Origin of the sequence: Streptomyces sp. LS1784 (assembly GCF_020103755.1) — a bacterium.
GTDB lineage: Bacteria > Actinomycetota > Actinomycetes > Streptomycetales > Streptomycetaceae > Kitasatospora.
Genome location: NZ_JAHSQD010000287.1, coordinates 1 through 10,447 on the forward strand (window position 1 = coordinate 1; position 10,447 = coordinate 10,447).

General features: G+C 74.6%; 12 protein-coding genes. 6 read left to right on the forward strand and 6 right to left on the reverse strand.

All coding sequences use genetic code 11. The features are described from left to right. Together KS423_RS27360 and KS423_RS27365 are read left to right on the forward strand one after the other, a co-directional pair. Positions 1–782, forward strand: a 782-nt coding sequence (locus KS423_RS27360; protein ID WP_224282442.1) for a hypothetical protein, incomplete at its 5' end; no start/stop codon positions are given. A gap of 44 nt (positions 783–826) precedes the next feature. Continuing rightward, positions 827–1,117 carry a hypothetical protein gene (locus tag KS423_RS27365; RefSeq protein ID WP_224282443.1) on the forward strand — a complete coding sequence of 97 codons (291 nt, stop codon included), beginning with the start codon at positions 827–829 and terminating at the stop codon, positions 1,115–1,117. A gap of 40 nt (positions 1,118–1,157) precedes the next feature. Here the strand turns inward: KS423_RS27365 and KS423_RS27370 are convergent, their stop codons facing one another. Together KS423_RS27370 and KS423_RS27375 are read right to left on the reverse strand one after the other, a co-directional pair. Beyond that, positions 1,158–1,310, reverse strand: coding sequence for a hypothetical protein (locus tag KS423_RS27370; protein WP_224282444.1), 153 nt, complete (start codon positions 1,308–1,310; stop codon positions 1,158–1,160). Between the two features lie 66 nt (positions 1,311–1,376). Continuing rightward, positions 1,377–2,597, reverse strand: a complete 1,221-nt coding sequence (locus tag KS423_RS27375) for a glycosyltransferase (RefSeq protein WP_224282445.1) — start codon at positions 2,595–2,597, stop codon at positions 1,377–1,379. Between the two features lie 262 nt (positions 2,598–2,859). Here KS423_RS27375 and KS423_RS27380 point away from each other — a divergent pair, with 262 nt between their 5' ends. Next, a complete protein-coding gene (locus KS423_RS27380; protein WP_224282446.1) occupies positions 2,860–3,663 on the forward strand; it encodes a nucleotidyltransferase family protein in 804 nt (267 codons plus the stop codon). A 59-nt stretch (positions 3,664–3,722) separates the two neighbouring features. Here KS423_RS27380 and KS423_RS27385 read toward each other — a convergent pair whose 3' ends face one another. Beyond that, the gene (locus KS423_RS27385) at positions 3,723–4,229 is read right to left on the reverse strand and encodes a hypothetical protein (RefSeq protein ID WP_224282447.1); all 507 of its coding nucleotides are present in this window, start codon (positions 4,227–4,229) and stop codon (positions 3,723–3,725) included. A 196-nt stretch (positions 4,230–4,425) separates the two neighbouring features. Between KS423_RS27385 and KS423_RS27390 the strand changes: the two genes are divergently transcribed. The 3 genes from KS423_RS27390 (at position 4,426) to KS423_RS27400 (ending at position 6,958) form a co-directional block, all read left to right on the forward strand. Then, positions 4,426–5,091, forward strand: a complete 666-nt coding sequence (locus tag KS423_RS27390; RefSeq protein ID WP_224282453.1) for a DedA family protein — start codon at positions 4,426–4,428, stop codon at positions 5,089–5,091. Positions 5,092–5,159: 68 nt separating this feature from the next. After that, entirely contained in the window at positions 5,160–6,323 is a 1,164-nt protein-coding gene (locus tag KS423_RS27395) for a sensor histidine kinase (protein WP_224282448.1), read from the forward strand. Then, positions 6,314–6,958, forward strand: coding sequence for a response regulator transcription factor (locus KS423_RS27400; RefSeq protein ID WP_224282449.1), 645 nt, complete (start codon positions 6,314–6,316; stop codon positions 6,956–6,958). The genes KS423_RS27395 and KS423_RS27400 overlap by 10 nt, the downstream gene beginning before the upstream one ends. Here KS423_RS27400 and KS423_RS27405 read toward each other — a convergent pair. The 3 genes from KS423_RS27405 to KS423_RS27415 form a co-directional block, all read right to left on the reverse strand. Continuing rightward, entirely contained in the window at positions 6,943–7,428 is a 486-nt protein-coding gene (locus KS423_RS27405) for a hypothetical protein (protein WP_224282450.1), read from the reverse strand. The genes KS423_RS27400 and KS423_RS27405 overlap by 16 nt on opposite strands. A 46-nt stretch (positions 7,429–7,474) precedes the next feature. Continuing rightward, positions 7,475–9,262 (reverse strand): ABC transporter ATP-binding protein, encoded by a 1,788-nt coding sequence (locus tag KS423_RS27410; RefSeq protein ID WP_224282451.1) that lies wholly within the window; start codon positions 9,260–9,262, stop codon positions 7,475–7,477. A gap of 551 nt (positions 9,263–9,813) precedes the next feature. After that, positions 9,814–10,296, reverse strand: coding sequence for a YbaK/EbsC family protein (locus tag KS423_RS27415; RefSeq protein ID WP_224282452.1), 483 nt, complete (start codon positions 10,294–10,296; stop codon positions 9,814–9,816). Positions 10,297–10,447 lie beyond the last annotated feature (151 nt).

The window sequence follows — 10,447 nt, forward strand, 5'->3', positions numbered from 1 at the left end:
TGCGGCACCGCCGCCGGACGGTGGTCGGCGCCGTGGCACTGACCTCGGTGGTGGCCCTGACCGGCGGGGTACTGGCGCAGCTGCGCCCGAACCCGGTTCCCGCCCACGGGATCGGCCCGGCGGGCACCGGCGCCGTGCTCGCCCCGGCGACCGCCCCCGCGACGAGCGCGACCCCCGCGGTGCGAGACCCGCTCACCCCGGTCCGGGTGCTGCTGGGCCAGGACCGGACCCCGGACGGCAAGCAGTGGCAGCTGTGGGAGTCGCTGTGGCCCGAGGCCCCGCAGGAGCGGGCGTTCGAGCAGGCGACGGCGGTGTGGGAGGAGCGCAGCCGGTACGACCCGGCGGTCCCCAGGCCGACGGAGGACTTCGTTCGGCAGTACTGGCAGCCCGACTCCGATGTCGTCAACGTCTATTTCACGGTGGACGGGGTGCGGCTCGGCCATGACTCCGAGGGCACCCAGGCGGCCCCGGGCAAGGTGGACCCGCGCAGCAGGACGAGCTTCGGCGGCGGCATGGTCGGCCACCGGGGCAAGGACGACACCGTGGCCCCGCTCGACGTGGTGCTGCTCTCGCTCGGCCCGGACGTCGGCCGGGTGGTGGTGACCTGGGCGGACGGCTCCACCACCGAGCCGCCGTTCGTCACCGTGGCCGACTCCCCCGTCCGCGCGATGGTGGTGGCCCGCCCGGGGACCCTGCGGGCGAAGTCCTGGCAGTTCTTCGACAGGGACGGCAACAAGCTCCCGGACGCCGGCTCCAAGTTCCTGACCGAACCGGCCTCATGAGGGAAACGGCCTCCTGAGGAACCGGCCCGTGGCTGGCTGGAGCGGTGACGGCTGACGGGGTTCCGGCGAGGCAGGCGGCGGGGTGGGGCGGGCTGGGACCGGTACTGCTCGCCTGGACGGTCTTCGAGGCGGTGAAGCACACCGGTGCGACGGTCCCCCTCGCGGTGGTGGGGTTCCTGGTCCCCTTCGTGGCGAAGCTCGCGCCGGGCAACGTGCCCGTCCGGCACCTCGTGCTCGGCCCCTGGGTGCCGCTGGCGGTCGACGCGGTCTGCGTCGCCGTCCCCGGCCCGCGGAGGACACCGCCGCACCGTTCACCTTCGGGCCGGCCTGGTTGACGCACCTCGCCCTGCGGCGTGCCCGGGGTACGGCGGCCGGCTAGGAGGCCTGCTCCTCCACGCCGAGCGGGTGGCGTTCGGCCACCATCGCGGCCATCGTCCGCAGGTCCGTGAAGTAGGAGGCGCCGTACTCGTCCTCGATCAGGGGCAGGGCCTCGTCCAGCACGGCGAGGTACTCGCGGAGGGCGGCCACCTGCCCTACCAGCGGTTTGCGGAGTGGGAAGTCGGCCCCGCCGACTTCCCACTCCTCGCCCACCGCTCAGCCCAGCAGCAGCTTCGCGGCCACCGCTACGCCGTCCGTGCGGATGCCGGCGGCGAGGGCGGCGGCGCGCTCACGGGTGGCGGGGGCGAGGGCGTGACGGAGGGCGGCGGTGAGGGTTTCGGTGGTCGGGGTCGGGCCGTCGTGGGCGACGCCGATGCCCAGTTCCGCCGCCCGCGCGGCCCAGTACGGCTGGTCCACCATCTGCGGGACCAGCACCTGGGGCGTGCCGGCCCGGGCGGCCGTGGTGGTGGTGCCCGCGCCGCCGTGGTGGACGACGGCGGCGACCTTCGGGAACAGTGCCTGCTGATTGACCTCGCCGACCACGAAGCAGTCCTCGGCCCCGTCCACCTCGGCGAGTCGGGCCCAGCCGCGGCCGAGCAGCACCCGCCGGCCCTGCGCCCGGACGGCCTCGACGGCGGTCCGGGCGGCGTCCGCCGGGTCGCGCAGCGGCATGCTGCCGAAGCCGACGTACACCGGTGCGTCGCCGGCCGCCAGGAAGGCCGACAGGTCGGCGGGCAGCGGGCGTTCGTCCGGCAGGATCCACGCGCCGGTCTGCACCACCTCGGGCCAGACCCCGCCGTCCCCCTCGGAACCGGGCCACGGGTCGAGCAGCGGGTCGGTGGCCAGCCACGGCCGTCCGGTGAGGACGTGGTCCCGGACGTTGTCGACCTGCGGCAGCCCGACCGCCGCCCGGTGGGTGTTGACCGCTTCGCCGAACAGGGCGTTCATCGTCCCGATGTTGAGCTCCCACAGCTCCCGGGGGTCGGTCACCTCCGGCGGGTACGGCCGCATCGGGTACTCGAACGGCCGGTGGTGCGGGGAGGGCAGCATGGTCGGCTGGAGGGCGACGCACGCGAAGCGGGCGCCCAGTTGCTCGGCCGCCGCCTGTGCGCCGGCCACCGCCGGGAACAGGCCGGTGGCCACCACCGCGCCGCCCGGCTCGGCCGCTCCGAGCACCGCCGCGTGGAACTGCTCGACCAGCCGGGCGGCGCGCTTGGGGAGGTCCGAGGGTGCCGGGGGCGGCCCGCTGACCAGTGAGCGCACCGACTGCCCGACCGGCACCGGCTCCACTCCGGCCTCGGCCAGCCGCGCCGAGGACTCGTCGTCCGGCGGCGCGCACACCCGTACCTCGGCGCCCAGTTCCTTCAGCCGCAACGCCAGCGCGGCCATCGGCTCGACGTCCCCGCGCGACCCGTACGTCGACAACACCACTCGCACTTCGTGACTCCCCGTTCGTGCACTGCGTCCTTGAGCCGGTGATTCTGCGGCATCACCGGGGCCTTGCGGCAAGGCCCCCCGTGCGCTATACGTTGAGAGTGGCGAGGAGTGGTGACACCTCCGCAGACGCCGCCGCAACGCCGACACGGCACTTCACAGCACCGAACTCCCCTTGACCGCCCGGCCCTTCCGGCCTTCCTCAGCGCGCCGGGCACCCGGAATTCCCCGGCCGGGCGCCGCACCACCTGCCAGACTCTCCTCCATGCGCGCGATCATCGAGGACATGGCCGGCCAACTCACCCGCGTGCCGGGCGTGGTGGGGGTGATGCTCGGCGGGAGCCGGGCGCGGGGCGAGGAGCGGCCGGAGTCGGACTGGGACCTCGGGGTGTACTACCGGGGCGGCCTCGACCTCGACGCGCTGCGGGCGCTCGCCGGGCCGGAGGTCGAGGTGGCCGGCCCGGGCGGCTGGGGCCCGTGGGTGAACGGCGGGGCATGGCTGCGGGTCGACGGTGTCGCCGTGGACTGGATCCTGCGGGACCTCGACCGGGTCGGGCAGGTGTGGGCGGACTGCCGGGAGGGCCGCTACGAGGTGGGGACGCAGGCCGGCCACCCGCTCGGCTTCTGGTCGCCCTGCTACCCGGGCGAGGTCGCCCTCGGGCAGCCGCTGGCCGACCCCACCGGGGAGTTGGCGCGGCTCAAGGAGCAGACCGCCGACTACCCGGAGCCGCTGCGCGGGGCCCTCACCGCGGCCGCCTGGGAGGCCGGCTTCCTGCTCGACACCGCCGCGAAGAGCGCCGCCCGCGCCGACGCCCTGCACGTCTCGCTCTGCCTGTCCCGCGCCGTCGGCATCCTGGTCCAGGCCCTGTACGCCCATCACCGCCGCTGGTGCCTCAACGAGAAGGGCGCCCTGGCCGCCGCTGAGCAACTGCCCGACACCCCACCGGACTTCGGTCCGCGCGTGCGCGGCCTGCTCGCCGCGCCCGGCGGGTCTGCGGCCGAGCTGACGGCCACCGTCGCCCGGGCGCGGGAGCTGACCCGGGAGACGGTGGCCGCGTTGAACCGCTGAGCCGGCCCGGGGTGGGGCGGAGGGCCCCGGCGGTGCCCGGTGGCACGGTGCGGGGGTGGTCAGTCCCGGTACCAGGAAGCGGTGAGCTCATGGTCGGGTTCGGCCGTCACCGCGACGGCCGCCGCCCTCAGTTCCTGCTCCCATGTCTGCTGCGTCCCGGGCGCCCAGCCGTCGAGGCAGTCCGGGCAGCAGAGCTGGTCGACCACCTCCACGAGCCGCTCTTCCGCCGCGGTCGCGTTCGAGCCGCCCAGGTGCCAGAGCCTGACGACGGCCTCCCCCGGCGTGATCTCCCCCGACGTCAGCCGGGCCGCCGTGCGGTGCAGCACGCAGCGCCGGACGAGGTCGTCGTCCGGCACCGGCAGGCCGAGCTCGGCCATCGCCTGCCACAGCAGCTCCGTCAGCTCGGCCGAGGGCTCGCCACGGCCCCGCCGCCCCGCCAGCTCGCACAGCGCGGGCGACTCCTCGCCGACACCCGCCGCCAGCAGTTCGGCGGCGGCCATCGGCAGTCCCTCGGGGTGGACGAGTCCGGCGGTGTACTGCCAGGCCAGGGTGAAGGCGTCGTTCATGGAGACATCCTGACAAGACGACCGCGGCCGTCGCCACTGGATAAGCCGCCCTGCGGAAAGCCGCAGGGCGCGGCGGTGCGGTTTCCCGCAGGAGGTTCGCCGGAAACCCTCATACCGCCGCTGACCTGCGATTTCTAGCGTGGAGAACAGAGCCGGACGCACCAGCGCCGGCGCCCCGACCACCCTGGAGCCCCGCATGCAGCACACCGTCCTCGCCATCGCCCAGCAGCCCGCCGACGGCTTCGCCGGCTGGGCCGCCGACCTGGTGGACACCATGGGCGGCCCCGGGGCGGGCCTGGCGATCGCGCTGGAGAACCTGTTCCCGCCGCTGCCCAGCGAGGTGATCCTGCCGCTGACGGGCTTCGCCGCAGGGCAGGGCGTGATCAGCCTCGCCTCCGCCCTGACCTGGACCACCCTCGGTTCAGTCGCCGGAGCCGTCGTCCTCTACTGGCTGGGCGCCCTGTTCGGCCGGGAGCGGATGCACGCGATCTGGGCCCGGCTGCCGCTGGTCAAGGCCTCGGACCTGGAGCGCACCGAGGCCTGGTTCGCCCGGCACGGGACGAAGGCGGTGCTGCTGGGCCGGATGGTGCCGATCTTCCGCAGCCTGATCTCCGTGCCGGCCGGGGTCGAGCGGATGCCGCTTCCCGCGTTCGTCATGCTGACCACGATCGGCAGCCTGGTGTGGAACAGCGTGCTGGTGATGGCCGGGTTCCTGCTCGGGGACCGCTGGGACGTGGTGGAGACGTACGTCGGCCTGCTCTCCAAGGCGGTCCTGGTGCTCGTCGTGGTGGCCGTGGCCGGGTACGTCGCGATGCGCTGGCGCGGACGCAACAGCGCCGCCCAGCACCGCCGCGCCCGGTGAGCGGCCCGGCAGACCCCACAACCCCGGCGGGCCCCGTAGCCCCGGCAGGCCCCGTAAGCTCGGACCCCGTGCAGGGGGATGGAGCAGACACCACGTCATGGCCGCGCCGGGCCGCCGGAGTTCTGATCGGCTGCCCGAGCGCCGTCCTCGCCGCGCTGTACCTCCTCCTCGCGGCCGTCGCCCTCGGCCCGTTCCTGCTCTGGCCGCGCACCCGCCCGTACGCGGCGCCGGCCCTGCTGTCCGGGGTACGCCGGCTGGCCGCCGTGGAACGGGCCCGGCGCAGCGCGTTCTTCGGCGACCGCTTCCCCCGCCACTACCGGGCGGACGACCGCAGGCTGCTGCGCTACCTGGTGGTGCGCAGCGGCGGCGGGCTGGTCGCCGGGGTGGTGCTGGGGCTGCTGGTCTTCGGGACGGTGCTGGCCGTGCTGCTGGTCGGCGGGGTGCTGCGCGGCTCGCTCGGCTGGGAGGAGCTGGCGACCCAGGTGCTGCTCGGCGGGGTGCTGCTCTTCCTGGCCGTGCAGGGCCTGTTCTCGCTGGCCGCGTTGGACGCCAGGACCGCCAGGGAGTGCTTCGGACCGTCCGAGGCCGAGCTGCTGCGCCACCGGATCGCCGAACTGGCGGACAGCCGGGCCGCGGTGGTGCAGGCGGTGGACACCGAGCGGCGGCGGATCGAGCGGGACCTGCACGACGGCGTGCAGCAGCGGGTGGTGGCGCTGGCGATGCTGCTCGGCCGGGCGCGGCGCGGCCTGGGCCGCGACCGGGACCCGGAGCGGACGGAGGCGCTGCTGCGCCAGGCCCACAAGGAGGCGCAGGAGGTGCTGACCGAGCTGCGCGAGGTGGCCTGGCGGGCGTACCCGTCGGCGCTGGACACCCTGGGGCTGGAGGAGGCGCTGGGCGGGGTGGCCGAGCGGTGCCCCGTCCCGCTGCGGCTCCGCTACGAGGTGGCCGGCCCGCTGCCCGAACCGGTGCGCACGGCGGCGTACTTCGTGGTGTCGGAGTGCGTCACCAACGCGGCCAAGCACTCCGCCGCCTCGGCGGTCTCGGCCCGGGTCGAGAGGACCGCCACCCTGCTCACGGTACGGGTGGAGGACGACGGCGGTGGTGGCGCGGACCCGTCGGGCAGCGGCCTGACCGGCCTGCGTGGGCGGGTCGCCGCGCTGGACGGTACCCTCCACGTCCACAGCCCCGCCGGGGGCCCCACCGTCATCACCGCGGAGCTGCCATGCGCGTGACCCTCGCCGAGGACTCGACCCTGCTGCGGGAGGGCCTGGTCCGCCTGCTCGTCGAGGAGGGGCACGAGGTGCTGGCCGCGGTGGGCGATGCGACGGCGCTGACGGCGGCGGTGGCCGAACAGCGGCCGGACGTCGTGGTGGTGGACATCCGGATGCCGCCGACCCACACCGACGAGGGGCTGCGGGCAGCGGTGGAGATCCGTGAGCGCTGGCCGGAGGTGGGCGTGCTGGTGCTCTCCCAGCACATCGAACGCGGTTACGCGGCCAGGCTGTTGGACGCGGGCGCGGAGCGGGTCGGCTATCTGCTGAAGGACCGGGTGGCCGAGGTCGAGGAGTTCCTGGACGCCCTGGTGCGGGTCGCGGCGGGCGGCGCGGCGATCGACCCGGAGGTGGTCCGCCGGCTGGTGGTGCGCACCACGCGCACCGATCCGCTGGCCCGGCTCACTCCGCGCGAGCGCAGCGTCCTGGAGGCGCTCGCCGAGGGCTGGACCAACGCCGCCATCGCCCAGCGGCTGCACGTCTCGCTGAGCGCGGTGGAGAAGAACCTCAACGCCGTCTTCGACAAGCTGGACCTGCCCCGCACCACCGACCACAACCGCCGCATCCTGGCCGTCCTGCACTACCTCGGCGCGTAGTCCGCCGCCCCGACGGCCCCGGCGTTTCCGACGTCACGGACCCAGACGGGGAAGAATCCGATCACCGACTCCTGTTCGTCCGCCTCGTCCGTCAGCCTGGTCACGCCGGGCTCCTCGTCGGCCAGGAAGTCCGCGACGATCGGCCCGAGGTCCGCCACCGGCTCGTACGCGCCGCGGAACGGCAGGTCGTCCGCGCCGACCGACCCGGTCGAGCACCGCAGCTGCCCGGCCTGGTCATCGTGCCAGACGTAGAACGTGGCCGGCCCGTCGTGGCCCAGCGCCCGGACCCGTTCCCGGAGCAGGGCGGCGGTCCGTTCGAAGGCGTCCACCACCTCCTCGGTCGTCAGCGCCTGCCGGTCCTCGACCTCGGCGCTCAGCCACCAGGTGTTGGTCTCCCACTCCACCGGGTGGTCGTCCGGCTCCAGCGCGAGCGGCTCGTCGGCCAGCTCGGCGATCCACGTCAACAGCATTGCGGCAGTATCCCCCGGCCGGGGGCAGCGCTCCGGCGCCCGGGCCTCAGCGATCCCGCAGCGCCCGGAGCGCGGCGACCAGGCTCGCGACCGGGCGAATACCCGAACCGGTGTCCGGGCCGGTGCCCCGGAGGCCGGCACCCTGGCGGTCTGCGCCCGGTGGACCGATGGTGAGCACCCGGTCGGCCAGCGACAGGAGGGCCCGGTCGTGGGTGATCAGGACGGTGGTGCGCCCGGCCATCAGGCGGCGCAGCGGGGGGATGAGCTGCTCGACGGTGTGCGGGTCGAGGCCGGTGGTGGGTTCGTCGAGGACGAGGACCGGGGTGTCGCGCAGTAGGGCGCGGGCGATGGCGATGCGCTGGCTCTGGCCGCCGGAGAGCTGGAAGCCGTCGGCGCCGATGGTCGTGCCGTAGCCGTCCGGGAGGGCGGTGACGAAGTCGTGGGCGCCGGCGGTCCGGGCCGCGCGTTCGATCTCGGGCTGTGGGGCGCCGGGGCGGCCGTAGGCGATGTTGTCGGCGATGGTGGCGTGGAAGAGCGGGGCCTGCTGCGGGAGCAGGGTGACGGCGTGACGCAGCGAGGCGAGGGTGAGGCCGCGGATGTCGTGGCCGTCGAGGCGGATGGTGCCCGCCTCCGGGTCGAGGAAGCGGACGAGGAGCTTGGCGAGGGTGGACTTGCCGCTGCCGCTGGGCCCGACGAGGGCCAGGGTCTCGCCGGGCGGGACGTCGAAGGCCACGCCGGCGAGGACGGGCGGGCCGGTGCTGCCGTTGCTGCCCGGGTAGGCGACGCGGACGCCTTCGAAGGTGACCCGGCCGCGCACCGGCCCGACGTCCCGGGCGCCGTCGCTCTCCCGTACCGGGCTGGTCATGTCGTGCAGTTCCAGGACCCGCTCGCCGGAGGCGCAGGCGGCGCCGGCCAGCGGGACGAGTGCGGCGAGCTGCTGGACCGGCTCGAAGAGCTGGGCCATGAAGGCCGCGAAGGCGAGCAGTCCGCCGAGACTCAGCTTCCCGTGGATGACCTCCAGCGCGCCGACGCCCACCACGACCAGCGCGGCGAGCAGTTGCAGCACGCTGAGGAAGGGCTGGTAGAGGTCGGAGACGCGGGCGGCGGCGAGTTCGGCGTCGAGCAGGGCCCGGCCCTCGCGGTGGACCCGTTCGACCTCGCGGTGCTCCTGCCCGTAGGTCCGGGTGATCACGGCGTTGCGCAGGCTTTCCTCCAGCAGTGCGGTGATGCCGCCCGCGCGGCGCTGGACCTGGCGTTCGCGGGCGCGGATGCGCCGCCCGAACAGGCTGGTGGAGAGGATGAACAGGGGGGCGACGAGCAGCGCGGCCACGGTGAGCGGCCAGCTGAGGTAGAACGCGGCGCCGATGAACAGCAGCAGGCTGATGCCGGCCACGGCGCCCTCGACCATGCCGGTCGCCACCATCTGTTCGATCGCCGCGATGTCGGCGGTCATCCGGGCCACCAGGTCTCCGCGCCAGCGGGTCTCCAGGGTGTCCGGCGGCAGGGTGTGCAGGTGGGCGAGGGTGTCGGTGCGCAGCCGCAGCATGTAGCGTTCGGCGATCCAGGTGCTCGTGTAGGTGCCCGCGAAGGCGAACAGGGCGGCCGCGACGGCGGCGCCGAGCATGGCGCCGGCGAGCGGCCAGAAGTCGGCGAAACGCCGTGGGACGAGGACGTCGTCGATGAGGTCCTTGAACAGCCAGACCGAGACGACCTCGCCGAACGCTCCGAGAACGAGCAGGACGGCGGCCACCGGGAGCCAGCGCGCGTCGGGGCGCACCCAGGGCCAGAACCGGTGGAACAGTCCGCGCAGCGGGATGGCCGGCGAGTCCGCCACCGGCCCCTGCGCGCCGGTACCGTCGGGCCTCTCGTCGACCTCCCGGTCCGGCCCCTCGTTCCCCCCCTCGTCCGTCCTCCCGTCGGATTCCTCCGTTCGGTTCCCCGAGGCCGTCGCACCGTGCATGGCGCACCCCGTTCACGATGATGGGGCCGGCGGTGGAACCGCCGGCCCCGGGGTTGGAAACTATGACGGGTTGCCAGAAGCGACCCGTACCGGTCCCTCCGTCACCACATGCCGAAACGACGACGGCGGTTGGAGCGACGACGACGGCGGTTCCGACGTCCGTTGCCATGGTCTCGACGGTCGAAGTAACTCATTGTGCGGCTTCTTTCTCTCGTCGCACCGGTGCTCCGCTCGCTCAGGCCGCCGCCGAGGCGACTGCGCCCAGGAGAGACGGGGTTGCGGCACCGGATCTGCCGTTCGTGGTCGGGTTCCATACCGGCGGGGCCGGAGGCGAAAATGACGCCCGGGTCCCTCCCACTCCTCCAGTATGTGGCCGGCCACGGAACCCGCAGCTCGACATCCGCCATCCGGCTGACGGACGGGGTTCAGCCAGGCGTGACGACGGACGGGGTTCCGGCTGTCACCCGCAGCAACTCCTCGTACGTCATCGGTACGACCGTGTGCGGGTGCCCGGCGGCCGCCCAGAGCACGTCGTACTGCTGCAGCGCGGTGTCGACCACGGTGCGCAGCCGGGCCGGGTGGCCGGTCGGGGCGACGCCGCCGATGGCCTGGCCGGTGGCCTCGCGGACCTGGACGGCGGTGGCGCGCTCGATCGGGCCGGTTCCCAACCGCCCGGCCAGGTGGACGGTGTCGACCCGGTGGGCACCGCTGGTCATCACCAGCAGCGGCGCACCGTCACAGAGGAACACCAGGCTGTTCGCGATGGCGCCGACCTCGCAGCCGAGCGCGGCGGCGGCTTCGGCCGCGGTGCGCGCGGAGTCGGGCAGGAGGCGGATCCCACCGGGGACGCCGGCCGCCGCCAGGGCCTCGGCCACGGCCTGGCTGCGGGTGGGGAGGGAGGAAGTCATCGGCCCATCATGCCTTCCGCGCGGCGGCCGTCGTCGGCGTCGGCGGAGCCCGCGGCGGCCGGTGCGACGGCGCCCGGCACCGCCCGGACGTCCGCGGTGAGCACCGGGGCGTCCCGCAGGGAGAAGGCTCCCCCGGGGGCGCGTCCACGGC

What these genes read in the sequence shown, in the direction of transcription:
- KS423_RS27380 (WP_224282446.1), top strand. Translation starts at nt 2,860, where the DNA reads ATGCGCGCGATCATCGAGGACATGGCCGGCCAACTCACCCGCGTGCCG.
- KS423_RS27385 (WP_224282447.1), bottom strand. Translation starts at nt 4,229, where the DNA reads ATGAACGACGCCTTCACCCTGGCCTGGCAGTACACCGCCGGACTCGTC.
- KS423_RS27390 (WP_224282453.1), top strand. Translation starts at nt 4,426, where the DNA reads ATGCAGCACACCGTCCTCGCCATCGCCCAGCAGCCCGCCGACGGCTTC.
- KS423_RS27400 (WP_224282449.1), top strand. Translation starts at nt 6,314, where the DNA reads ATGCGCGTGACCCTCGCCGAGGACTCGACCCTGCTGCGGGAGGGCCTG.
- KS423_RS27405 (WP_224282450.1), bottom strand. Translation starts at nt 7,428, where the DNA reads ATGCTGTTGACGTGGATCGCCGAGCTGGCCGACGAGCCGCTCGCGCTG.
- KS423_RS27415 (WP_224282452.1), bottom strand. Translation starts at nt 10,296, where the DNA reads ATGACTTCCTCCCTCCCCACCCGCAGCCAGGCCGTGGCCGAGGCCCTG.